General features: G+C 63.9%; 20 protein-coding genes. 8 read left to right on the plus strand and 12 right to left on the minus strand.

Going from position 1 to position 23264, the window contains the following annotated elements; all coding sequences use genetic code 11:
• Positions 1-8: 8 nt before the first annotated feature.
• A complete protein-coding gene (locus ACR9ZC_RS25895) occupies positions 9-1136 on the plus strand; it encodes a hypothetical protein (RefSeq protein ID WP_481582451.1) in 1128 nt (375 codons plus the stop codon).
• A 44-nt stretch (positions 1137-1180) separates the two neighbouring features.
• Entirely contained in the window at positions 1181-2239 is a 1059-nt protein-coding gene (locus ACR9ZC_RS25900) for a hypothetical protein (RefSeq protein WP_481582452.1), read from the plus strand.
• Positions 2240-2541: 302 nt separating this feature from the next.
• Here the strand turns inward: ACR9ZC_RS25900 and ACR9ZC_RS25905 are convergent, their stop codons facing one another.
• Both ACR9ZC_RS25905 and ACR9ZC_RS25910 read right to left on the minus strand, forming a co-directional pair.
• On the minus strand, positions 2542-4620 hold the full coding sequence (locus ACR9ZC_RS25905; protein ID WP_481582777.1) for a copper-transporting P-type ATPase: 2079 nt from the start codon (positions 4618-4620) through the stop codon (positions 2542-2544).
• Positions 4621-5115: 495 nt separating this feature from the next.
• Positions 5116-6000 (minus strand): LysR family transcriptional regulator, encoded by an 885-nt coding sequence (locus tag ACR9ZC_RS25910; RefSeq protein ID WP_481582453.1) that lies wholly within the window; start codon positions 5998-6000, stop codon positions 5116-5118.
• 124 nt (positions 6001-6124) lie between these two features.
• Between ACR9ZC_RS25910 and argC the strand changes: the two genes are divergently transcribed.
• Positions 6125-7051: an N-acetyl-gamma-glutamyl-phosphate reductase gene (argC, locus tag ACR9ZC_RS25915; RefSeq protein ID WP_481582454.1), complete on the plus strand. Its 927-nt coding sequence runs from the start codon at positions 6125-6127 to the stop codon at positions 7049-7051.
• 407 nt (positions 7052-7458) lie between these two features.
• Here argC and glmS read toward each other — a convergent pair whose 3' ends face one another.
• The 5 genes from glmS to ACR9ZC_RS25940 form a co-directional block, all read right to left on the minus strand.
• Complete coding sequence (gene glmS / locus ACR9ZC_RS25920; RefSeq protein ID WP_481582455.1) at positions 7459-9276, minus strand: glutamine--fructose-6-phosphate transaminase (isomerizing); 1818 nt, start codon at positions 9274-9276, stop codon at positions 7459-7461.
• An 82-nt stretch (positions 9277-9358) separates the two neighbouring features.
• Positions 9359-10720 carry a bifunctional UDP-N-acetylglucosamine diphosphorylase/glucosamine-1-phosphate N-acetyltransferase GlmU gene (glmU, locus tag ACR9ZC_RS25925; protein WP_440563817.1) on the minus strand — a complete coding sequence of 454 codons (1362 nt, stop codon included), beginning with the start codon at positions 10718-10720 and terminating at the stop codon, positions 9359-9361.
• 97 nt (positions 10721-10817) lie between these two features.
• Positions 10818-11792, minus strand: coding sequence for a tRNA 2-thiocytidine(32) synthetase TtcA (gene ttcA, locus ACR9ZC_RS25930; protein ID WP_331572046.1), 975 nt, complete (start codon positions 11790-11792; stop codon positions 10818-10820).
• A gap of 1 nt (position 11793) precedes the next feature.
• A complete protein-coding gene (locus ACR9ZC_RS25935) occupies positions 11794-12192 on the minus strand; it encodes a dihydroneopterin aldolase (protein ID WP_331572048.1) in 399 nt (132 codons plus the stop codon).
• A gap of 105 nt (positions 12193-12297) precedes the next feature.
• Positions 12298-13158, minus strand: a complete 861-nt coding sequence (locus ACR9ZC_RS25940) for an SDR family oxidoreductase (protein WP_481582456.1) — start codon at positions 13156-13158, stop codon at positions 12298-12300.
• Positions 13159-13171: 13 nt separating this feature from the next.
• On the opposite strand from ACR9ZC_RS25940, the gene ACR9ZC_RS25945 reads away from it, so the two are divergent.
• Positions 13172-14413: a class I SAM-dependent methyltransferase gene (locus ACR9ZC_RS25945; RefSeq protein WP_481582457.1), complete on the plus strand. Its 1242-nt coding sequence runs from the start codon at positions 13172-13174 to the stop codon at positions 14411-14413.
• Positions 14414-14415: 2 nt separating this feature from the next.
• On the opposite strand, the gene ACR9ZC_RS25950 is transcribed toward ACR9ZC_RS25945, so the two are convergent.
• The 4 genes from ACR9ZC_RS25950 to ACR9ZC_RS25965 all read right to left on the minus strand — a co-directional run bounded on the left by ACR9ZC_RS25950 (position 14416) and on the right by ACR9ZC_RS25965 (position 19433).
• Positions 14416-15717, minus strand: a complete 1302-nt coding sequence (locus ACR9ZC_RS25950) for a multifunctional CCA addition/repair protein (RefSeq protein ID WP_481582458.1) — start codon at positions 15715-15717, stop codon at positions 14416-14418.
• Positions 15714-16364: a glutathione S-transferase family protein gene (locus ACR9ZC_RS25955; RefSeq protein WP_481582459.1), complete on the minus strand. Its 651-nt coding sequence runs from the start codon at positions 16362-16364 to the stop codon at positions 15714-15716. The genes ACR9ZC_RS25950 and ACR9ZC_RS25955 overlap by 4 nt, the downstream gene beginning before the upstream one ends.
• Before the next feature lie 60 nt (positions 16365-16424).
• The gene (locus ACR9ZC_RS25960; RefSeq protein WP_481582460.1) at positions 16425-17378 is read right to left on the minus strand and encodes a complex I NDUFA9 subunit family protein; all 954 of its coding nucleotides are present in this window, start codon (positions 17376-17378) and stop codon (positions 16425-16427) included.
• 87 nt (positions 17379-17465) lie between these two features.
• The gene (locus ACR9ZC_RS25965; protein WP_481582778.1) at positions 17466-19433 is read right to left on the minus strand and encodes a lytic transglycosylase domain-containing protein; all 1968 of its coding nucleotides are present in this window, start codon (positions 19431-19433) and stop codon (positions 17466-17468) included.
• Between the two features lie 20 nt (positions 19434-19453).
• On the opposite strand from ACR9ZC_RS25965, the gene ACR9ZC_RS25970 reads away from it, so the two are divergent.
• Positions 19454-20053 carry a 5-formyltetrahydrofolate cyclo-ligase gene (locus ACR9ZC_RS25970; RefSeq protein ID WP_481582461.1) on the plus strand — a complete coding sequence of 200 codons (600 nt, stop codon included), beginning with the start codon at positions 19454-19456 and terminating at the stop codon, positions 20051-20053.
• Positions 20054-20094: 41 nt separating this feature from the next.
• Here the strand turns inward: ACR9ZC_RS25970 and ACR9ZC_RS25975 are convergent, their stop codons facing one another.
• Positions 20095-20607 (minus strand): winged helix DNA-binding protein, encoded by a 513-nt coding sequence (locus ACR9ZC_RS25975; protein WP_481582779.1) that lies wholly within the window; start codon positions 20605-20607, stop codon positions 20095-20097.
• A gap of 181 nt (positions 20608-20788) precedes the next feature.
• On the opposite strand from ACR9ZC_RS25975, the gene pxpB reads away from it, so the two are divergent.
• The 3 genes from pxpB to pxpA are packed head-to-tail and all read left to right on the plus strand — an operon-like array spanning position 20789 to position 23262.
• Complete coding sequence (gene pxpB / locus ACR9ZC_RS25980) at positions 20789-21442, plus strand: 5-oxoprolinase subunit PxpB (protein WP_481582462.1); 654 nt, start codon at positions 20789-20791, stop codon at positions 21440-21442.
• Complete coding sequence (locus ACR9ZC_RS25985) at positions 21439-22488, plus strand: 5-oxoprolinase subunit C family protein (protein WP_481582463.1); 1050 nt, start codon at positions 21439-21441, stop codon at positions 22486-22488. Before pxpB ends, ACR9ZC_RS25985 begins: the two co-directional genes overlap by 4 nt.
• A 21-nt stretch (positions 22489-22509) precedes the next feature.
• Positions 22510-23262 (plus strand): 5-oxoprolinase subunit PxpA, encoded by a 753-nt coding sequence (gene pxpA, locus ACR9ZC_RS25990; RefSeq protein ID WP_481582464.1) that lies wholly within the window; start codon positions 22510-22512, stop codon positions 23260-23262.
• Positions 23263-23264: the final 2 nt, after the last annotated feature.

A 23264-nucleotide genomic window follows, 5' to 3' on the forward strand; every position in this document is an offset into this window, starting at 1 on the left:
AGACCGCTATGCTCATTCGCACACCCAAGAGCTCAGCTTTCGTCAGCCGCACGCCTGTGGGCCTGCCGTTGGTCCTGGTCCAAGGCACGAGTGAATTCAATGGGACCTATATGCGTCCCAACTCGGGCAACACGGGAAGCGTCCCTGCCGGCGGCCCATACTCTGCGTCGCCGGACATCTGGTTCGCCGGCAGCACGCCCATCGCAAACTATCAAACCGCTCTCGCCACGGACTCGAGCTACGCCACGTCGTCGAACAACAACATCTACTCAGGCCAGACCAACATCCTCTACGTGCGCGGCAAGAACGGGGCGACCTCGAACAAGACCAACACGGTGCAGCTGTACTACGCCCCTTCCGGCATCATCAATGCGCCGAGCCAGTGGCAAAACAATGTCATCAAGACGGACACCGGCGGCACGTACGGCAACATCACCAACCTCGCTCCCGGCGCGGTGGGCGTGTCCGATGCGACCTTCGTGTGGACCAATGTCACTCCGCCCCCTCCGGGCAGCGATCACTACTGCGTGTTCGCCCAGTTCAACGACGCTAACAACAGCAATCCTTTTCCAAGCGTCGATACCGCGTTGGACATGGGCGCGTTGATCATGAACAACCTGGGCTGGGGGTGGCGCAACACATCGATGATCGCGGCCACGCCAACGTGGCAGTACACGACGCCGCTCAACATTCCGAGCGACTACCCAACCACCAATGCCTATTCCATCTTCATCGCCCCCACCGGCTATGTCGGCTGGGATGCGGAGTTCTACAGCAGCCGCCCGGACTCACAAGGCAATCCGATCAAGCTCGGCCGCACCAAGGTCACGCAAGACGGAATTCTTTTGGGCGTGTCATCCGCCGTTCTGGATCCGGGTTACCAGTCGCTCATGACGGTCAACATGTACAGCCCCAACGGCCAGCCGCCGACTTCAGGGGCACGCGTGCCGATGTCGGTCAATTACGTGGCAGGTACGCAAAGTTATCTCGAAGCAATCTCGCGCAACCTCATCGATACCGAGTTCATGTTGCGCCTGCGCCGTAGTTGTCCCGAGCTGATCGGCGTCGAGCCTACCGCTTGGATCATCCAGGGCACCTACAACTGGCAAGTTACGACCAACCCGGCCATCAAGTGACGGCCCCGAAGATTTCCGTCATCCCTAGAGCAAGGAGACTTTCAATGAGCACAGCATTTGCGCATGACGCAGCGCCTGCGCTGCAGGGAACCGCTTCGACCTACGACGGCCTGTATCTGCGAGACAACCTCAAGTCTCAAGGCACGCTTCCGGCCGTCGCCCCGTTCAATGCCTGCCCCGACATCATTCAGAGCAGCACGCCGGTTGCCGACCCGCAGAAGACTTTCGGCACGGTCAGCAGTTGGAACACGATCTATCCCACTTCTCCAACGCCGGGCAAAAACTACTACTACGTGCGCGGGCTTAACGGCTCGACGGAAGACTTCGACGGCGAAATCAGCCTGTTCTGGACGCCGGCCCAGTTGATCCTGTTTCCTTCGACCTGGAAGAACAATCCGCTGCTGACCGCTGCCGGCAGCGAAGGCGTGAAGGTGCAGGCCGCGCCGGGCTTTGTCGGGGTGGGCAACGACGGCTTTGTGCTCGACACCGGCGTCGAGTCACTGCCGAACCCCAACGCCTTCTATAGCTTCGTTGCGCAGAATAACGCGGCGGCCATCCCCACGATAAGCAGTTGGCTGGAGATGTCTCAACTGCTGACCCAGCAACTGGGTATCGGGTTTCGCAACGTACTGACCTTCGACCCAGTCAATGGTCCTCTGCTCGCCCGGATGGGATTCAACATTCCGATGAGCATCGGAGAATCCGCGACGTTGCAACTCACGATATCCACCCAAGGCATCCCAGCGGGCGACACCATAGCTCTGATCGGCGACTGCTTCACTCCTGAAATGAAGTCCATCCTGCTGCAGCCGATGAAGACCACGGGCAATAGCTACGTAGCCGGCATTCAGATCGACGTGGACCCTGGATTTAATTCATCCGTCGCGTTCCAGTACTGGAATACCTCAGGTCAAGTACCTGCTGCGGGCAGTTCCCTCACCCTGAGTGTGAACTACGAGGTGCCGCAAGAAAAATATGCTCGTGCGCTGGAACTTGGAGTGCTCGATTCACGGTATGCACAAGCTCCGCAGACGGTAGGCGTCGGGCCACAACAGATTGCACCGGTTGGGCAGGTGACCTACGTGGTGGCGGCGTCTAGCTAAGCAGTGCTCGGTTCGATACGCGACTCGCGGCGGCGAGGCGCGTATCGTGTCCCATCTTTGACCATTCCCTCTTCGTGCGTTAGGTGATGGTATCCCGATACGGCGATGCTTCAGCCTTGACGAGCGCCTGCAGGTTGGTGGGCCGATTTTAGAGCGCGGGCCGGTAGAGCGGGCCTATTACAAATGAGGGGCGGGGCGGCCGCTCACGCCGTGTGCTCCGGGGTGCGTCCTGCCTGTGGTTATTCGATTCACAATATCGGTTGCTTCGCCGTCCGTGCTAACGCTTCATGCTGCACGACAAGCTAAATCTTCGCGTTTCGCAGTCGCAGCGCGTTCGAAATGACGGAAGCTGAACTCAGGCTCATCGCAAGCGCTGCAATCATCGGCGAGAGCAGCAACCCGGTGAACGGGTAAAGCACGCCGGCCGCCAGCGGAACGCCGAATGCGTTGTACACGAACGCGAAGCCAAGGTTTTGCTTCATGTTGGCGACCGTTGCCTCCGATAGCTCTCGCGCCCGTGCAATACCGCGCAAGTCGCCCTTGACGAGCGTCACTTGCGCACTGCTCATCGCCACGTCCGTGCCTGTTCCCATCGCAACGCCGACATCGGCTTTCGCGAGTGCCGGAGCATCGTTGATACCGTCCCCAGCCATCGCCACGACATGTCGGGCTTGCTGAAGCTGTGTCACCAGTTCGAGCTTGTCGGCAGGCTTCACCTCGCCATGGAACTCATCGACGCCGAGCTTCTCGGCGACGGCCTTGGCAGTGACCATGCCATCGCCGGTCGCCATCACGACGCGAATACCGTTCTCCTTCAATGTCGAAAGCGCCTGAGACGTCGTCGCCTTTATCGGGTCAGCGACTGCCAGCAGTCCGGCCAGGCCGCCATCGGCCGCCAAGTACATGACACTGGCGCCTTGCGCGCGCATACCGTCCGCCTCCTTGGCCAGGGATTCCACAGAGACAGCGTCAGTCTGCATCAGCGCGGTGTTGCCAAGCGCGAGTGTTCTGCCGGCGACCTGTCCTCGCACGCCAATACCCGTCGCGGATTCGAAATTGTCCGGGCGGTCCAAAGTGAAATTCTTCTCACGCGCAGCGGCAACGATGGCTGCGGCAAGCGGATGCTCACTACCTTGGTCCAGACTCGCCGCCAAACGAAGCACTTCATCGCTCGTGTATCCGTTTGTGCCCACGGCCCGCTCGAAAGCTGGACGCCCCTCGGTCAGCGTTCCCGTCTTGTCGACAATGAGCACATCGACCTTGCGCAGATTTTCGATCGCGGCTGCATCTCGAAAGAGAATCCCGGTTGTGGCGCCTTTGCCGCTTGCGACCATGATGGACATCGGCGTCGCAAGGCCCAGCGCACACGGGCAGGCGACGATGAGCACCGCCACCGCGTTGATTAAACCGAATACCCAGCTAGGCTGGGGTCCAAAGATGCCCCACACAATGAAAGTGAGAAGCGCGACGCTGACGACCCCGACGACAAACACCCCGGCTACCTTGTCCGCCATACGTTGCATGGGCGCCCGAGACCGTTGCGCCTGAGCGACCATCTGGACGATTTGCGACAGTACGGTCTCGGAGCCGACCTTTTCTGATCGAATGACGAGACTGCCCGTCGCGTTCATCGTTGCGCCAATGACGTGGTCCCCAACGCGCTTCGTGACGGGAATGGGCTCGCCAGTAATCATGGACTCGTCCAGCGAACTCGAGCCATCGGTCACCACGCCATCCGTGGGGACTTTCTCGCCGGGTCGCACGCGAAGCAGGTCGCCCACATGCACATGGGACAACGGAACGTCTTCCTCGGAGCCGTCGGGGTTGATACGTCGGGCGGTCTTGGGGGCGAGCCCGAGCAGCGCCTTGATGGCTGCGGATGTTTGCGAGCGGGCCTTCAGTTCGAGCAATTGCCCGACAAGCGTCAGCGAAATGATGACCGCCGCCGCTTCGAAATACACGCTGACTCGACCGTGCGCGCTGTACGTTTCAGGAAATACGCTGGGGAAAAGGGTGGCGATGACACTGTAGATATAAGCCGCGCCTGTCCCTAGCCCGATGAGCGTCCACATGTTGGGGCTGCGGTTCATGAATGAACGCACGCACCGTTCGAAAAACGGCAGGCCTGCCCACAGGACGACTGGCGTAGAGACGATGAACTCGACCCAGTTTTCGGTGCCGGCGTTCATCAGTCCGAGGCGATGGCCAAACATCGCCAGCGCAAAAACTACGACGGTCAGTGGCAACGTCCACCAGAACCGGCGTCGGAAATCCACCAGTTCCGGATTCTCACCCTCGTCGACGCTGGGCAGAATCGGTTCGAGCGCCATGCCGCACTTCGGACATTGCCCGGGATGGTCCTGGCGAATTTCCGGGTGCATCGGGCACGTGTAGATGGTGCCCTCAGGCACTTCGTGTGGCTGCTGATGGCCCTGATGGTGATGAGCATGCGCGTCGTCTCCGTGCCTCGCGGAAGGGTCGTGCTTGTCCGTCTCAGGTGCGTCATGCCCGCCCGGTGACGCGTGGCCGGAAATCCGGTGACGATGAGGCTCGTCTGCTCCATGTTGACCGCTCATCTTGACGCTCCTTTTCTACTCTCCGCCAGCACCATGCGGATTCCTCGCGATTCACGGTTTTCATATCCGGTTTCTATCCTGGGTCAACCGCAATGCGGTTGACCAGCCAACTGCTGAATCTTCAACCTTCCCACAATGGCAAAGTCAAGAGCGCCATATTGCGAGTATCGGCCTATGGGCTCGGCCGCGGCGACTCTGGGATGCATCGGTCGCAACCGCCGGCATCGATCCGGGGCTTGCGGCGGTGCGCTGACAACGCCTTCGCCGAGAGCCGGTCAGCCCTCCGGAGCGCGCCGCAATCTACCGCGCCTTGAGTTCCCACAACGCGTCGAGCACGTGCTGTGTCGCGCGCTCGATCGGGCCCGCCCGATGGGCAATGCCCAGTTCGCGCGAGAGGGCTGGACGCAGCGGACGCATCACAATCCGCGCATTCGACTGCGGCGCCCCTGCCTCATGGGGCAGGAGCGCCGCACCATAGCCTGCGGCGACAAGGCTCTTGATTGCGTCGTTGAAATTGAGTTCGATCCGCGGCACCGGCCGGTAGCCGCCCAACGCGAACCATTCCGATATGAGCCGCGACAGGCGCGTGGTCGCATCGTTGAGAATCAGGGGTTGCTTCGCGAGCCACGCGGGCGTAATTCGGGCCGGGCAACGCCAGTCGGCAGGCAGGAAGGCCATGACCGGATCGCGGCGCCACGACCGGATCGCGAGTCCCGCGACCGGGGATTGCGGCAGGGCGACGAGCCCCACATCGAGCGTGCCTTGCGCGAGCCGCGCCAGCGTCTCCTGCGACGTGAGTACCGCGATCTGCACGTCGATGTCCGGGTACTGCTCGCGAAGTTGCGCTACCGACTGCGGCAACAAATGCGCGATCGCGCCGGTAGACGCGCCCAGGCGTACGCGCCCGGCCAGCCCCTGCACCTGCCGGCTAAGGTCGTCCAGCGTCGACTCGATCTCTGCAAGCAGATGGCGCGCCCGCTCCACCAGCACTTCGCCGATCGCCGACGGCCGCACGTTCCCTCGCTTGCGGGACAGCAACGGGGCACCGATGCGGTCTTCCAGTTCGGCGATGTGGAGGCTGACAGTCGGTGGTGCGAGATGCAGCAGCCGCGCCGCAGCTAAAAAGGACCCGTGGTCCGCGATCGCAACCAGCGTGCGCAGGCGGTCGAGACTGATCTCGCGCATCGAAATTCTCCAGTTTGCAAAAACTGAATCAGCTGCTCAGAAAATTCAACTTTTCCTATTCCAAGCAGAAGGTGGATGATACAGCTTCCCCACCGCATGATCGAATTCGAGGAGTGCAGCCACTATGAGCCTACCTACAGTTTTCATTGACGGCGACCAGGGCACCACTGGGCTGCAGATCCATGAGCGTCTGGGCGAGCGCGCCGACTTGCGGCTCGTCGCGCTGCCCGCCGCCGAGCGCAAGGACCCGCGGCGGCGAGCGGAGGCGATCAACGCATGTGACATCGCAATTTTGTGCCTGCCCGACGCGGCAGCGCGCGAATCAGTCAGTTTCATCCGGAATCCGCATGTGCGCGTGATCGATGCGAGCTCAGCCCATCGCACCCAGCCTGATTGGGTTTATGGCTTCCCGGAAATGGCCGACGGGCACGCACAGAGAATCATGGAGGCCCGGCGCGTTACCAATCCGGGCTGCTATCCGACGGGAGCGATCGCCTTGCTGCGGCCGCTTCTAGAGGCCGGCCTGCTGCCGCACGACTACCCCGTGGCAATCCACGCGATCTCCGGCTACTCGGGGGGCGGACGAGCAGCTGTCGACGCATACGAGTCGGACGGCGCCTCGCGTGCAGCACCCATTCAGGTCTATGGCCTCGCACTCGAACACAAGCACACGCCGGAGATCGAACTGTACGCGGGGCTCGCGCACCGTCCGTTCTTCGTACCGGCCTACGGCGCGTACCGGCAAGGTATCGTTCTCACGGTGCCGATTGAGTTGCGCCTGCTCCCCGTCCGGGTGGACGGCGAGCGGTTGCACGAATGCCTGGCGCATCGATATGCACACGCGCGTCATGTCGAGGTAATGCCACTAGCAGATGCGGACGCGCTAACGCATCTCGATCCGCAAGCGCTGAACGGAACCAACAACCTCCGGCTAGGCGTATTCATCAACGCGGACCGTGGCCAGGTGCTACTGTCCGCTGTCTTCGACAACCTCGGTAAAGGCGCATCCGGCGCGGCCGTACAAAACCTGGATCTGATGCTCGCCGCATAAGGGCGACAATGTCGGCCGACCGTGATGGCGGCCGAGGCGATCAGTGAACAGGTAAGCGAGGCCGTTCGGGTGCTTGCACAGGATTGGCCGCAGGACTATCCGGAAGTCGCAGTCGAGTGGCTATTGGTGGGAAGCGCGGGCCGCATCAATCAGGGCGTCGAACGGCCTGACTAACCACCCGCATTCAATGACGGCGGCCTGAAGGCGCCCCCGCGGTCGCAGAGCATGACATCGATTTTCCGAGGCATGCCGCGCTTCGACCATGCGTGGATGCCGTTGGAACAGTTTCACTTAAGCCCCGCCCCGCGGACGTTTGCGGGAATCTCATGGGGCATTAAGTAAAACTTCGGTGATTGCTTTAAGTGAAACTATTCGAAGTTGCTACGTGGCTGCAAGGGCAATCCCCCTCACTCCACCGTAACCGACTTAGCCAAATTCCGCGGCTTATCGACATCCGTCCCCCGCGCACAAGCGGTGTGATACGCCAACAACTGCAGCGGCACCACATGAAGAATCGGCGAGAGCATTCCATAATGCTCGGGCATCCGAATCACGTGAATGCCTTCTCCATTCCCGATCCGCGTATCTGCATCGGCAAACACATACAGCTGCCCGCCGCGCGCCCGCACTTCCTGAATATTCGACTTCAGCTTTTCGAGCAGCGCGTCGTTCGGCGCCACCGTCACCACCGGCATCGCCTCCGTCACGAGCGCGAGGGGCCCATGCTTGAGCTCTCCAGCCGGATAAGCTTCCGCATGAATATACGAAATCTCCTTGAGCTTCAACGCACCTTCCAGCGCGATCGGAAAGTGCATGCCACGCCCGAGGAACAGCGCATTTTCCTTGCGGGAAAACTCTTCCGACCAGGCGATGATTTGCGGCTCCAGCGCCAGCACGCTGTTCAATGCCGCGGGCAAATGCCGCAAGCTCTTCACATACTGCGCCTCGAGCTGAGCATCCACATGCCCGCGCAGCTTACCGAGCGTCACCGCCAGCACAAAAAGCCCAACGAGCTGCGTGGTGAAGGCCTTCGTCGAAGCCACACCGATCTCGCGCCCGGCCCGCGTCATAAACGCCAGTTCGGTCAAACGCACCATCGCGCTCGTCGAAACATTGCAAATCGCGAGCGTATGCTTATGCCCCAACTCCTGCGCATGCTTGAGCGCTGCAAGCGTATCGGCCGTCTCGCCCGATTGCGAAATCACCACCACCAGCGCCTTCGGATTCGGCACCGACTCGCGGTAGCGATACTCGCTGGCAATCTCGACCTGCGTCGGAATCTTCGCGATCGATTCGAGCCAATACTTCGCGGTCAGCCCCGAGTAATAGCTCGTGCCGCAAGCCAGAATCAGCAAGCTGTCGATCTCGCGAAACGCCCCTTCGGCGCCTTCGCCAAACAGCGCAGGGTCAAGCGTATCGCCCTGCGGCAACGTATCGGAGATCGCGCGCGGCTGCTCGAAGATCTCCTTTTGCATGAAGTGCCGATACGGCCCGAGTTCAACGGCACCGCCATACGCCTGAACCGTGCGAACTTCGCGCTGGGCGTCCTGCCCGGCACGATCGCAAATGCGCACGCCGTCGAGCGTCAGCTCGCAAACATCGCCCTCTTCCAGGAACATGAACCGGTCCGTGCTGCCGGCAAGCGCCAGCGCATCGGAAGCCAGAAAGTTCTCGCCCTCACCCAAGCCCACGACGAGCGGCGAACCTTGCCGCGCGCCCACCACCGTATTCGGCTCGTCCTTGTGCACGACGGCGATCGCATACGCGCCATGCAGTTGCCGCGTCGCCTCGCAAACGGCCTCGTAGAGACTGCCGCGATAGAGGCTGTGCACGAGATGAGCGATCACCTCCGTATCGGTCTGCGAAACGAACTCGTAGCCCTTGCCGCGCAGCATCTCGCGCAGCGACTCGTAGTTTTCGATGATGCCGTTGTGAACGAGCGCGACGGCATCGCGCGAGAAAATCGGGTGAGCGTTGTCGGTCACCGGTGCGCCGTGCGTGGCCCAGCGCGTATGCGCAATGCCGGTCACGCCTTCGAGCCGTCCGTCATGGACTTGCGCATCGAGGTCCGCCACGCGCGACACGCTGCGCGCACGGCGCGGCGCGTCGCCGGCCAGCACGGCCACACCGCAGGAATCGTAGCCGCGATATTCGAGGCGGCGAAGTCCTTCGATGAGAACGGAGACGATATTTCGCTGCGCAACCGCGCCGACAATGCCACACATGGTTCTATCCCTTCCTCGATGAAACTTCCGCCATTTGCAGCGCACGCCGCGCGCGCGCCGGTTCGTATTCTGATCGGCCTCGTCAGCCCTTTTTCTTCACCGGACGCACGTAACCCGTTCGGGTACGCTGCGTCTTCTCATTGAGCACCAGCGTATCTTCGGGTACATCCTTCCAGACGGTCGTCCCCGCGGCAATCGTGACGCCCCGCCCAACACGCACAGGTGCCACGAGCTGCGTATCGGAGCCCACGAACACGTCATCCTCGATCACCGTGCGATGCTTGTTCGCGCCGTCGTAGTTGCAGGTGATCGTACCGGCGCCCACATTGACCCGCGCCCCGACGTCCGCATCGCCGATATAAGTGAGGTGGTTCGCCTTGGAGCCCCGCCCGAGCGCGGCATTCTTGACCTCGACGAAGTTGCCGATATGCACCTCGTCCGCAAGCGCCGTGCCGGGCCGCAGCCGCGCATAAGGGCCAAGTACGGTGCGCTCGCCCACGGCCGCGCCATCGATATGCGTGAACGGCTCGATGCGCGTACCGGCGCCGATCGTTGCGTTGCGCAACACGCAGTGCGCGCCGACGCTCACCTCATCACCGAGCGTGACCTCGCCCTCGAACACGCAGTTGACGTCGATCGAAACGTCGCGCCCGCAGCTCAATGCACCGCGCACATCGAGCCGCGCGGGATCGGCCAGCGTCACGCCGGCTTGCAGCAACGCGTCGGCGACATTGCCTTGATGAATCCGCTCGAGCTCGGCCAGTTGCGCCTTGCTGTTCACGCCAAGGGTTTCCCATTCCTCGTCGGGCTGCGTCGTGACCACATCGAAACCGGCTTCGATGGCGCGCTCAACGACATCGGTCAAATAGTACTCACCCTGCGCGTTGTCGTTCTTCAGCGCGCCGAGCCACATCGCGAGCTGTGCCGTGGGCGTCACGACGATGCCCGTATTGATCTCGGCAATGCGCAGCTCTTCGAGCGTGGCATCCTTCTGCTCGACGATGCGCACGACATAGCCCGCGGGGTCCCGCACGATGCGGCCGTATCCGTGAGGATCGTCGAGCGTGACCGTGAGCAGGCCATAGCGGCCGTCCACGGCTGCGTCGACGAGGCGTTTGAGCGTCGACGCCTTCGTCAGCGGCACATCGCCGTACAGCACGAGCGTGGGCTGGGCCGGATCGAGCAGCGGCAGGGCCTGCTGCACGGCGTGACCGGTGCCAAGCTGCTCATGCTGCACGGCGAACTTGATGTCCGGGGCGGCCACGGCCTGCTGGACGGCCTCGCCGCCGTGCCCGACAACGACGACGATGCGGGTCGGAGACAGCATTCGCGCCGTTTCGATGACATGGGATAGCAATGGCCGGCCGGCCAATGGGTGGAGCACTTTGGGCAACGCGGAGCGCATCCGTTTGCCGGCGCCTGCGGCCAAGACGACGATATTCATTGCGTCGACACGAATAGAGAGGTATCAGGTGCGCGATTCTAACATCGCGCTCTTTACACCAAAGCGGCACGGCACACGCTCAGGGCGCGCCCGCGCATCAGAGGTCGTCGAATTGCGCGAACGAGATCGGTTGTGCTGCGCCGGCATCCCCGCCGCCCGCTCCGTCCGCTGAACAAGGGTCATCGTCGAAAGCGATGTCTCCAAGCGGATCGGCGTTGCCCGTCGCGCGCAATCCCGCAAACGGAAAAAGCCGCGGATCCATCAAATGCGACGGCACGACGTTCGAAAGCGCATTGAACATGTTCTCCACACGCCCCGGAAACCGTTTGTCCCACTCGCGAATCAGCGCTTTCATTTCCGCACGCTTCAGATTCGGCTGACTCCCGCACAGATTGCAGGGAATGATCGGAAACGCGCGTAGTTCGGCGTATTTCTCGAGGTCCGTTTCTTTCACATAGGCGAGCGGCCGGATCACGACGTTCTTGCCGTCGTCCGACTGCAGCTTGGGCGGCATGCCCTTGAGCTTGCCGCCGTAAAAAAGATTGAGCAACAGCGTCTGCAGGATGTCGTCGCGATGATGGCCGAGTGCGATTTTCGTGGCGCCGAGCTCGCCGGCCACACGGTAGAGAATGCCGCGCCGCAGCCGCGAGCACAGCGAACAGGTGGTCTTGCCCTCGGGCACGAGCCGCTTGACGATGCTGTAGGTGTCCTGGTTCTCGATATGGAACGGCACGTTCATGCTGCTCAGATACTCGGGCAGCACATGCTCGGGAAAGCCGGGCTGCTTTTGATCGAGGTTCACGGCCACGATATCGAAATGGATCGGCGCGCGCTCGCGCAGCCGCAGCAAAATATCGAGCAACGCGTAACTGTCCTTGCCGCCCGACATGCAGACCATGACCTTGTCGCCATCCTCGATCATGTTGAAATCGCCGATCGCCTGCCCGACCAGACGCGCAAGCCGCTTGAACAGCTTGTTGTTCTCGTAGGCTTCCTTCTGCTCGCGGCGCGTGAGCGCCTGGCGCGCTTGCCCTGCCTCGGCGTTCGCGGCGGCGTGTTCTGGCGCATTCATCTCAATCTTCCTCTTTGATGCGAAAGACTTCGACGCCCACGGCATCGCAGTCCGGATAAACATCAGGCTTTTCGGTCGATACGCTCACGGCCCTCACCTGCGGATGCGCGAGCAGCACGCGGGCGACGTCGTCGCACAGCGTCTCCTGCAAATGGATATGGCCGCGGCCGACGCGATCGGCGATCGTCGCGCGCATGAAGTCATAGTCGACAACCTCATGAAGCTTGTCGTCGACAGGCGTCGTCTGCGCGAGCGGCACGAACAGCTCGACGTTGATGACGACGCGCTGCTCGCCGCGCTTTTCGAACTCGTGCACGCCGATATTGATGAAAACTTCGTAATTGCGCAGAAAAAGCCTGCGACAGTCGGCGAGCCGGGGGTGCAAGAGAGCGCAAACCATATTCATTCCAATCAAAAAATGCGCACCGGCGATGCCTCATCGCATCCGGCCAAGCTCGCCAATCGAGCGTCGCGCCCGGCACAGGCGCCCCGTTCTCCCGAAACGCTACTTGCCTTCGGGCGTCAAAAACATCACATCGCGCGGCAGCGGCACGAGATGCTGGCCGCCATCCACGACGAGCGTCGCCCCCGTCACGCCCGACGCATCGGCGAGATAGCAGGCCGCCTGCACGATGTCCTCGAGACGGGACGCACGGCCGAGCGGCGTGACGCGGTGCGCGGCGGCAAAGCCGTCGGGCGTCTGATCGGCCGAGGGCAAGGTCAGCCCCGGTGCGATACCGACCACGCGCACTTTCGGTGCCAGCGCCTGTGCCAGCGCCACCGTTGCCGTTTGCAGCGCCGCCTTGGACAATGTGTAGGACAAATAGTCCGGATTCAGGTTGTAAAGCTTCTGATCGAGCACGTTGATGACGACACCGCGCTCGGCCTCGTCTTCGCAGGCGGCCGCGGGCGTCGCCGCATGCAGTGCGCGCGCCAGTACGAGCGGCGCGCCCAAGTTGACCGCCATCAGTTGCAGCAGCGTCTCGTAGCCGACGGTCACCGCCGTATCCTCGACGAAACGCGAAGCGTTGTTGACGATGCAGCGCGGTCGGCCCAGCGCGGCCGTGCAGGCCGGCACGAGCTGCGCCACGTCCTCCTCGACGGCCAGATCCGCTTCGAGCGCGCAAGCGCGGCGGCCCAGCGCGCGAATCTCGGCGACGACGCCCTCGGCCTCGCGGCCCGATGTGCCGTAATGGACGGCCACATCCCAGCCTTTTGCAGCGAAGCCGAGCGCCAGCGCCCGGCCAATGCGCCGCGCGGCGCCCGTGACGAGCACGACGCGCCCGTGCGCGTCAGCGCCACCGGCGGGCGTGGCGCGACTGGCACCTGCGTCAGGACTCGCGCGCGGATCGGAAGGGGCGCTCATTTACAATGCCGGAATGAATCAGAATGCTCACAAACCCGGTAGTTTACCCGTTCCGGACCCGGACGCGCTGGCGGCCTCCCAGGCGCTCGTCGCGCTCGTTCGAGACGACATCGCGGCGGCGGGCGGCTGGCTGCCGTTCGATCGGTATATGGAGCGCGTCCTGTATGCCCCGCGCCTCGGCTACTACAGCGGCGGAGCGCGCAAATTCGGCCTGCGCGCGCAAGACGGCAGCGACTTCGTCACGGCGCCCGAACTCTCCCCACTTTTTGCGTCGACACTCGCGCGCCCCGTCGCCCAAGCGCTGGCCGAGAGCGGCACACGCGAATTGATCGAATTCGGTGCCGGCACGGGCAAGCTCGCCGCGGGCCTGCTCACGACACTGGACGCGCTCGGCGTGCCGTTCGACAGCTACGCCATCGTCGAGCTGTCGGGCGAGCTGCGCGCGCGCCAGCGCGAGACGATCGAGGCGCTCGCCGGAGACCTCGCGCAGCGCGTACGCTGGCTCGATGCGCTGCCCGAGCGCTTCGCCGGTGTCGCGCTAGGCAACGAGGTGCTCGATGCGATGCCGGTCAAGCTATTTGTACGCACGGGCGGCGTATGGCATGAACGCGGCGTCGCGACGGGCGCGGACGGAAAACTGGGCTTCGCCGACCGCCCCACCGGGCGTGAAGACGCCAACGCTGAACACGGCGGCACGGTGCTCACCGATTACGATGCCGCCGTGCTGGCCGAACTCGACGAGCGGATCGACCCGTCGATCGACTACGTCGCGGAAACGCACGCGGCTGCCGCAGCCTTCACACGCACTGTCTGCACGATGCTTTCCAGCGGCGCGGCGTTTTTCGTCGACTATGGCTTTCCACGTCACGAGTACTACCATCCGCAACGTGCGCAAGGCACGCTCATGTGCCATTACCGCCACCACTCCCACGACGATCCGTTCTTTCACCCGGGGTTGCAGGACATCACCGCTCACGTCGAATTCACGGCGATTGCCGTTGCCGGAACGGAAGCGGGCGCCGATCTGCTCGGCTATACGGCGCAGGCCCGGTTTCTGATGAATGCGGGCATCACGGAGGCGCTGTCCGAACTGGACGCGTCCGACACGTCGCGCTTCCTGCCGGCTGCGAATGCGGTGCAGAAGCTGCTTTCCGAAGCCGAGATGGGCGAACTCTTCAAGGTGATCGCCTTCTCGCGCGGCATCGAGCGGACCTTGGATGCGTTCGCGCGCGGCGATCGTTCGCACACGCTATGACGTCATGAAGCGCCGGCGTCCTCGCTGAGCGCGTCGGGCGCCTGGCCCAGCGCCGCCGCCACGGCCGCGACACGAGCGCGATGCACGGCTTCCTTTATCTTCTCGGCTCCCGCGGGCTTGCCATCCTGCCCTTGCCCCTGCTGCGCCTGGGCTTGGGCGATGGCCCCGGCATCCACCGCCCGGGCGGCCACGAGCGCCACGCGCAACCGCTCGGCCTGAGGATACTCGCGCATTTCGAAGCCGAGCCGCCCGCGCGCATCCGATTCGCAGGCCTGTAGCGCTTCGGCGAAGCGCGCCGGCTTGCGCAGGGCATCGGAGCGCTCTAGAAGGCGCACGAGTGCCGCCGCGCCCATGTCCATCACGCGGTGGATGTTGCCGTGCTCGCGCGCCACGAGCAGCGCGAGATCGCGGCATTCGTTCGGCACACGCAACCGCTCGCACATCGGCCTGAGCAGATCGACGCTGCGCATCTCGTGGCCGATATGTCGCGGCAAGACGTCAGCCGGTGTCGTCGCCTTGCCCAGATCGTGCGTGAGTGCGGCAAATCGCACGGCCAGCGCATAACCGCGCGCGGCGGCGTAATCGACGACCATCATCACATGCACGCCGGTATCGACTTCGGGATGGTAGTCGGCGCGCTGCGCGACACCGAAGAGCGCGTCGACCTCGGGCAGTACGCGCGCCAGCGCCCCGCACTCGCGCAATGCCGCAAACATGCGCGAAGGCTTGTTTTCCATCAGGCCACGCGAGATTTCCTGCCAGACGCGCTCGGGTACGAGCGCATCGACTTCGCCGGCCGCGACCATCGTTTTCATCAGCGCCAGCGTATCGGGCGCCACGTCGAAATCGTGGAAGCGGGCCGCGAAGCGCGCGAGGCGCAAGATGCGTACCGGATCTTCGACGAACGCCTCACCGACATGCCGAAACCGCTTTTCAGCGAGATCGCGCTGCCCGTCGAACGGATCGATGACAGGCCCCGTCAGTTCGCCGTCGGGCCGGACTTCGCGCGCCATCGCGTTGATGGTCAGGTCGCGCCGTGCCAGATCCTCTTCGAGCGTCACGTCCGGCGCATAGTAGAACTGAAACCCGTGATAACCGGCGGCCGTCTTGCGCTCGGTACGCGCGAGCGCGTACTCCTCCTGGGTAGCCGGATGCAGAAAGACGGGGAAGTCCTTGCCCACGGGGCGATAACCCTGCGCAACCATCTGCTCGGGTGTCGCGCCGACCACGACATAGTCGCGGTCCGACACGGGCACGCCGAGCAGTTCGTCACGAATGGCACCGCCTACAGCGTAAATCTTCATTGCGGCGTTTCGTATTTGTCGAGCCGATGCGTTTCCCGCAGGGCGCTTTCGATCCACTCCCGCACCGCCGGCAACGCGGTGATGTGCCTGGCGTAAGCGCTCGCCGCCTCGGACAGCTTCGGGGCATAGGTATTGAACCGCATGACGACCGGCGCATACATCGCATCGGCGATCGTAAACGACGCGCCAAAGAGGAAAGGACCGCCGTAGCGCGCAAGGCATTCGGACCAGATCGCATCGATGCGGGCAATGTCGGCCAACGCACCGGGCGTGGCATTGGCGCCTGGCCACTTCGCCCGGATGTTCATCCACATGGCCGAACGAAGCTCGCCGAAGCCGCCGTGCATTTCGCTGGCGACCGAGCGCGCATGCGCGCGCGCCGCGGGTTCGCGAGGCCATAGCGCCAGCTCGGGAAAGCGCTCGGCGAGCGTTTCGGAAATGGCCAGCGATTCCCATACCGACTGACCATCGTCGGTGACGAGGCAAGGCACCTTGCACGAGGGCGAATACTGGAGAATCCGCGCGGGCGTGGACGCTTCGCCAAGCTCGATGGAAATTTCGTCGAACGGAATGCCCGCTTGGCGCATCAGCACCCAGGGCCGCATCGACCACGAGGAATAGTTCTTGTCACCGATTACGAGTTTCATATCGCGAGTTGTGATGAGAAGGTTGAGCAAGCGACTGACTACGGCACATCACGACGGCCGTCAACGACCGGCCGTCGTACGAAACGCACTGAAGCGCGATCTGAGCGAAGCATTGCCGAGATAGGCCGGCGCGATGGCCTCCATGCTCGCCGGCTCGATGCCGAGCTCGGGTGCAAGCGGGCCGCTCAGCACGGCATCGCGCGTCATCGAATCGAGGTTGTCTCGCGTGAGCACGGCTCCCGGCAGCATCTCGAACGTCATGGCCTGCATATAGGCGAAAGCATCGGGCAAGCGCACGATGCGCGCGTGACGCCCCACGGCGTCCCCGCAGAACTTCACGAGCGCTTCGAGCGTATAGACCGTCGGCCCGCCCAGTTCGTAGGTGCACCCGCTTGCCGCATCGAGATCGAGCGTATTCACGATCGCGCTCGCCACGTCCCCGACAAAGACAGGCTGAAACTTCGCATCGGACTTCGCGAGCGGAATCACCGGAAAGAGGCGCTGCAGTAGGGTAAAGGTATTCAGGAAGTTGTCTTGCGGCCCAAATACGACCGACGGACGAAAAATCGTCGTGGCCAGCCGCGATCCGGCGCGCACGGCTTTTTCGCCATCGCCTTTCGAGCGCAGGTACATGCTCGGCCCGGCGGGATCGGCATTGAGCGCGCTGATATGAACGAGCCGATGCACCCCCTTGCCCTCGCAGGCGGCCACGATCTTCGCCGGGAGCTCGACATGCGCGCTCGCAAATTCGCGCCCGTAGGGACGGCCCCGCCCGCCATGGAGCGTGCCGACCAGGTTCACGACCGCATCGGCGCCCTCGACGAAGCGCGCGAGCGCGACAGGATCGAAGACATCGACTTCGAGCACGTCGATGGGCAGCATCGTCAGATGACGTGCGCGTGCGCGACTTCGCGTGGCCAGCCGGACGGACTTGCCCGCCGCGACGAGCGCATTGGCCAGATGTGAGCCGATAAAGCCGGAACCGCCGATCAACGCTACGGATTGATGCCGCATCTTCGCCTCCTTTCGCTATGGCCGCCGAAGCACTCGCGCGCGCACGGCGCACAGCGAGCTGCGCACCGGGGCGGCCGCTAAGCGGCGTCAGTTTGGCAGGATGGCGCCGAGCCTGGCCTTCAGCGATTGCGGACGGCCTTCGAACAGCGCCGCGTAGTAGACCGTGTTCGACAGCACATTCTTGACGTAGTCGCGGGTCTCGTTGAACGGAATGGTCTCCGCGAAAATGGCCCCTTCGACGGCACGCGGCAACGCCGCCTGCCATTGCCGCGGACGCCCCGGGCCGGCGTTGTAGCCGGCGGTCGCGAGCACGGCCGAACCGTCGAACTGATTGTAGATCATCGACAGATAGGTCGTGCCGAGCAGGATATTCGTGTTGATGTCGTTGAGCTCGGCCGGCGAGACGGCGCCAAGACCGATCTTCCTCGCGACCATCTTCGCGGTGCCCGGCATCAGCTGCATCAGGCCGCCCGCGCCGACACCCGAGCGCGCGTCGATGATGAAGCGCGACTCCTGACGAATGAGCCCGTAGGCCCACTCCACGTCGAGCCCGTTGGTCTGGGCATCGCGCTCGACGATATCGCGAAACGGCGACAGGTAACGCAGCGAGAAATCATGCTCGGTTCGCGTGCGATCCGCCGTGTTGACGGTGCGATCGTAAAGCTGGATTCGGCGAGCATACTCGGCCACGGCCAGCAATTGGCGGTCCGTCATCCCGCGCAGCGGCCAATTCCACTCGCGATTGCCCTCGAGCCGCAGGTTCAGCGCAAAAAAGCGCCGCGCGAGCTCGAAGCCCGGCGTCTTGGCGACAGCCTCGACTTCCGCGTCGGTCACCGTGGTCTTGGGCGGTATTTCGATCTTGCGGCCCAGCTCTTCGGTGGCCAGTTGGCCATAGAAATCGAAGCGCGAGGCGATACGCTCGAATTCCTCGTTCGCCGCGGCCGTCTCGCCGGCCTGCTTCAGCGCGCGCGCGTGCCAGTAGACCCAGGCCGGCCTGCCGCGCAGCGGTGTGGGCATCTGCTCGATCGACCAGCGCACCATCGTCCAGTCGCCCGCCAGCAAGGCGCTGCGTGTGCGCCACTCATAGGCCGGGTACGAAAGCGGTGCATTCGCGGACAGGCGGAACCAATCGACCGCGCCCGGCACCTGCCGCGCCGCGGCCTGATAGCCGATCGTGCCCCAACCGATCGCACGTTCGGCGAGCGAAAGCTGCGGCGCGACGGTCGCGAAGGTGGCGGCCGCCGCGGCCGCGTCGTTGCGCGCCATGACGGTGATGGCCAACAGGGCGAGCTCGTGCGAGGCGGAATCCGCGCCGATACCGTTCGCGAGCAGGAGCGGCGGCGCGCTCGTCGCCTGTTCGAAGCGCGTCGCATCCGGTCGCGCCGCGCCGAGCGCGTCGGCGATACGGCTGCCCGTCGTCGTGGCGTTCTGCTCGTAGGCGAGCAGGATCTGCTGCCACACGTCCTCGGGCGTGAATTGCTTCTCAGCCGCAAGCGCGGTGATCAGATCGACGCAGCCGTCGCCGTAATAGCGCGGCTCCACGAGCAGCGCGCGCGCCGCATCGGCCACGTTTTCGCCGCGCGCGGCGCGCGACTCGAGCGCATAACATTTGACCTGCGTATCGTCGTCCAGCACGAAGCGGGCGTATTGGGCGTCGAAATTGCGCCAGTCGTGCCGCGCGCCGAGCACTGTCAGATAGTTGTTGCGCATACGGTCGGCGAGCGCTTCACCGTCGTGCCGCTTCAAGAAAGACAGCACGGGCTCGTCGGGCGCGTCGATCCGGGCATGGCCCGAGCTGTCGAAAAGCTGGGGCTTGATCTGGAAGTACTCGAGATAAGACGGCGCCGGATAGTCCGGGATCATGCTCGCGAGCTGCGCGGCGCGCGCCGCGTCGTTGTTGCGGGCCGCCTCGCGCAATTGCACGAAAATGCGGTCGTCGCTCATCGGAGCGGGGGCCGCGTGACGCCCGGCGGACGCGGTGCCGCACGCAACGAGTGCCGCCGCGGCGAAAGCGGAGCAGGCCGCGCGATATACTCGAAAGAAGCGTTTCGACATCATGATCGGTGGAGCAAAAATTGAGCGACAGCATAGCACGCAACGTTGCGTCGAATTCGAAAGCCGAACTGCGCAAAGCCTTGCGTGACGTGCGTCACGCGGCGGCTGCGGCAACCGGCGCGAATGCGGCGCTCGGCATGCATGTGCTCGAAGCGCTCGAGCGCTTCGCGCCGCACACGGTGGGGTTCTATTGGCCGCTGCCGGGGGAATTCGACGCACGCGACGCACTCTCGCGCTGGCTCGCGCAAGACATCCGCCGGCAAGCCGCTTTGCCCGTCATCGCGATGAAAGGCCATGCCCTCGTTTTTCATGCGTGGGCACCCGATACGCCGATGCGAATCGGCCATCACCGGATACCCGAGCCGCTCGACACACCCGCCGTGTTGCCCGACCTGCTGCTGATTCCATGCGTGGGCTTCGATGACGACGGCTACCGGCTCGGCTACGGCGGCGGCTATTACGATCGCACACTGGCGGGATGGCCAGGCACGAGCCGCCCAGCGACCGTCGGCATTGCTTATGACGCCTGCCGCATCGCCTCGCTGCCGCGCGAGCCGCACGATCTGCCGCTCGATGCCATCGTCACCGAAACGGGCGAGCGCGCGCGCTTTACGACCTGAGCGCGCCCGCCCAGACAAATGAACTGAGCGCCGCCGCGCCGCTACAGCGAAGCCGCCGCGCGCGCAGCCGTATCGTAAAGGCCCGATGCATTTCGCATGAGTTGCGCCGCCGCGCCGATCTGCTCGTTGACGAGGCCGCTTTCCTTGAGCGCGGCGATGAGGCAACGCTCGCGGACATCGCGGTACCGCGCGCAGAGCTCGCGCCCGATGGCGGTCGCCGAGAAGAACACTTCCTTGCCTGTCTTTTCGCTTTTTACATACCCTCTAGCCACGAGCTTCTTCAACGCATACGTGGCGACGTGCGTATCCTCGATGTTCAGCACGAAGCAGATGTCGGCGAGCTTCTTTTTGCGGTCCCGGTGGCTCACATGGTGCAGCAACGACACCTCGACAGGCGTCATGTCCTTGCCGCCGGCGGCTGCCATGCAGCGCACCATCCAGCGATTGAACGCATTGCTCGCCATGATGAGTCCATACTCGAACTCGGACAGCTCGGCACTGGTCTCGGAAACGAGGTGCTCCGAGGACACGATCTTGGTCGGTTGACGCGACATGGCAGCCACTTTGAATACGACGAAACGATGATGGTCGCAGTGTACGACGCGCGCGCCGCCCGCACGCTTGGCGAAAACTCTCATTTGTAAATTATCGATATTTTATCGATAATACGTTAGAAAGGAACGAGCGGCGGCTTTGGCGTGCCCTTTTTGGATCGATGTCAACGAGACTCCGGCGATGACCCCACCCCGCATCTTTCCGTTCGGCGACGCAGCCTTGGTCTGCGAAGTGCCGCCCCCCGCCACGCTCGAGTGCCAGGAGCGCCTCTGGGCCATGGCCGAGATTGCGCGGCACTGGCCGCACGTCGTCGAAGTCGTTCCCGGCATGAACAATCTGACGATCGTCTTCGATCCGCTCGCGGCCGATAGCGCAACGCTGGCCGGCGGGCTGGCGACAGCCTGGGAAAGCGCCGAAAGCGCCGCGACGGCGGGCCGCCTCGTCGAGATCCCCGTGCATTACGGGGGCGAATCCGGGCCGGATCTCGCCGATGTGGCGCGGCACACGGGGCTCGACGCGGAAGCACTCGCCAAGCGGCATGCCGCGGGCGAATACGTCGTGTTCTTTCTCGGCTTTCAGCCGGGCTTCGCCTACCTCGGGGGGCTCGATCCCGCACTCCATACGCCGCGCCGCGCGGTGCCGCGGATCGAAGTTCCGGCGGGCTCCGTGGCGATCGGCGGCGCACAGACCGGTATCTATCCGGCTGCGTCGCCGGGCGGCTGGCACTTGATCGGCCGAACGGCCGTGACGCTGTTCGATCCCGCTGCCACACCGCCCACGCTCTTGCAACCCGGCGATCGCGTCCGCTTCACCATTGCGGAGATCGAACGATGATCGAAGTACTTCGCGCAGGCATCCTGACTTCGGTGCAGGATCTGGGCCGCCCCGGCTACCGGCATCTCGGCATCGCCACGGCGGGCGCGCTCGACACGCTCGCGCTCGAAGTCGGTAACCGGCTCGTCGGCAATGCGCCGCAGGCCGCGGCCATCGAGGTGACGATGGGGCCGACCGCGCTGCGCTTCACGCAAGCCGCACGCGTTGCGATCACCGGCGCGCAGTTCGACGCCTCGCTCGACGGCAAGCCCATCTATGCGTGGTGGAGCCTTCCCGTGCGGGCGGGACAGGAACTGATCTTGCATGGGGCCGTGCGTGGCATGCGCTGCTATGTTTGCGTGCGCGGGGGCATCGATGTGCTGCCGATGCTCGGCTCGCGCAGCACAGACCTGTGCGCGCGCTTCGGCGGACTCGGCGGACGGGTGTTGCACGAAGGCGATCGTCTCGCCGTCGGCACGCCGTCGACACAACCGGGCTCGGGCATCCCCGTGCAGGCGCCGCCCTTCGGCGTCAAGGCACCTCAATGGTGCCGCTTCGCGGCGGCCGGCCAGGAACCGGTCCGGCGCGGCAAGCATCTGGCCGGGGCCGAGCGTGCGGTCGCGATACGCGTGCTGCGCGGCCCCGAATATGAAAGCTTCACGGCGCTCGCGCATGAAGCGTTATGGTCCGACGAGTGGCGCGTGACGCCGCAGAGCAACCGCATGGGCTACCGGCTCTCGGGCTCGGCGCTCGCGCGCGAAGCGCAAGGCGATTTGCCTTCCCACGCTGTCTTGCCGGGCACGATCCAGGTGCCGCCGAGCGGGCAGCCCATCGTGTTGCTGGCCGATGCGCAGACCACGGGCGGGTATCCGCGCATCGGAGCCGTCATTCAGGCGGATTTATGGAAACTCGCGCAACTGCGATTGAACGGCAGCGTACGGTTCGTACCGAGCTCTCGCGAGGAAGCCGTCCTCGCCCTCGGTGAAGAGCGCGCCTATCTGCGCCAGATCGATGTCGCGATGGTCATGTATGAGGAGCGGTTGCGACAGTCGGCACGCGCCGCTTGAGCGGTCTTGAACGAGGAAGTCATGGAAATCGATTTGAATGCCGATCTTGGCGAAGGCAGCGGCTCCGACGAAGCGCTGCTCGATCTCGTCAGCTCGGCGAATATCGCGTGCGGCTGGCATGCCGGCGGCTCCAACGCGATGCGCGACTGCGTGCGTCTCGCGCTTGCCAAGGGTGTCGCCATCGGCGCGCACCCGAGTTTTCACGACCCCGCCAACTTCGGCCGCAAGGAAATGGATTTGCCGGCCGAAGACATCTACGCCGGCATCCTCTATCAGCTCGGCGCGCTCGCGGCCATTGCGCAGGCTCAAGGCGGCCGCATCGTGCACGTGAAGCCGCACGGTGCGCTCTACAATCAGGCGGCGCGCGATTCGGCGATCGCCGATGCGATCGTCTCGGCCGTGCATGACTTCGATCCGTCGCTGGCCATTTTCGGTCTCGCCAACAGTGGTTTCATCGAAACGGCCCGACAAGCCGGCCTCGCGGCAATCGAGGAGGGCTTCGCCGATCGCGGTTATCGCGCCGACGGCTCGCTCGTGCCGCGCAGCGAACCCGGCGCGTTGATCGAATCGGAAGACGAAATGCTCGACCATGTGCTTTCGATGGTGCGCGACAAACGCGTGCGCACAGTCGACGGAACGTGGGTGCCGCTCAACGTGCGCACGCTGTGCCTGCACGGCGACGGTCCGCACGCGCTTGCGTTCGCGCGCCGGCTGCGTGCCGTCCTCGAATCGAACAACATCGACGTGCAACCCGCCTGGACCTTGCGTACGTAACG

It is taken from the genome of Trinickia sp. HAY1-2D, from assembly GCF_056754935.1.

Coding starts and splice junctions, on each gene's coding strand:
- ttcA (WP_331572046.1), bottom strand. CDS start 11,792: ATGAATGCGCCAGAACACGCCGCCGCGAACGCCGAGGCAGGGCAAGCG.
- ACR9ZC_RS25955 (WP_481582459.1), bottom strand. CDS start 16,364: ATGAAACTCGTAATCGGTGACAAGAACTATTCCTCGTGGTCGATGCGG.
- pxpA (WP_481582464.1), top strand. CDS start 22,510: ATGGAAATCGATTTGAATGCCGATCTTGGCGAAGGCAGCGGCTCCGAC.
- glmS (WP_481582455.1), bottom strand. CDS start 9,276: ATGTGTGGCATTGTCGGCGCGGTTGCGCAGCGAAATATCGTCTCCGTT.
- glmU (WP_440563817.1), bottom strand. CDS start 10,720: ATGAATATCGTCGTCTTGGCCGCAGGCGCCGGCAAACGGATGCGCTCC.
- ACR9ZC_RS25910 (WP_481582453.1), bottom strand. CDS start 6,000: ATGCGCGAGATCAGTCTCGACCGCCTGCGCACGCTGGTTGCGATCGCG.
- pxpB (WP_481582462.1), top strand. CDS start 20,789: ATGACCCCACCCCGCATCTTTCCGTTCGGCGACGCAGCCTTGGTCTGC.
- ACR9ZC_RS25945 (WP_481582457.1), top strand. CDS start 13,172: ATGAATCAGAATGCTCACAAACCCGGTAGTTTACCCGTTCCGGACCCG.
- ACR9ZC_RS25905 (WP_481582777.1), bottom strand. CDS start 4,620: ATGCACCCGGAAATTCGCCAGGACCATCCCGGGCAATGTCCGAAGTGC.
- ACR9ZC_RS25975 (WP_481582779.1), bottom strand. CDS start 20,607: ATGTCGCGTCAACCGACCAAGATCGTGTCCTCGGAGCACCTCGTTTCC.
- ACR9ZC_RS25965 (WP_481582778.1), bottom strand. CDS start 19,433: ATGTCGAAACGCTTCTTTCGAGTATATCGCGCGGCCTGCTCCGCTTTC.
- argC (WP_481582454.1), top strand. CDS start 6,125: ATGAGCCTACCTACAGTTTTCATTGACGGCGACCAGGGCACCACTGGG.
- ACR9ZC_RS25960 (WP_481582460.1), bottom strand. CDS start 17,378: ATGCGGCATCAATCCGTAGCGTTGATCGGCGGTTCCGGCTTTATCGGC.
- ACR9ZC_RS25935 (WP_331572048.1), bottom strand. CDS start 12,192: ATGGTTTGCGCTCTCTTGCACCCCCGGCTCGCCGACTGTCGCAGGCTT.
- ACR9ZC_RS25900 (WP_481582452.1), top strand. CDS start 1,181: ATGAGCACAGCATTTGCGCATGACGCAGCGCCTGCGCTGCAGGGAACC.
- ACR9ZC_RS25950 (WP_481582458.1), bottom strand. CDS start 15,717: ATGAAGATTTACGCTGTAGGCGGTGCCATTCGTGACGAACTGCTCGGC.
- ACR9ZC_RS25895 (WP_481582451.1), top strand. CDS start 9: ATGCTCATTCGCACACCCAAGAGCTCAGCTTTCGTCAGCCGCACGCCT.
- ACR9ZC_RS25940 (WP_481582456.1), bottom strand. CDS start 13,158: ATGAGCGCCCCTTCCGATCCGCGCGCGAGTCCTGACGCAGGTGCCAGT.
- ACR9ZC_RS25985 (WP_481582463.1), top strand. CDS start 21,439: ATGATCGAAGTACTTCGCGCAGGCATCCTGACTTCGGTGCAGGATCTG.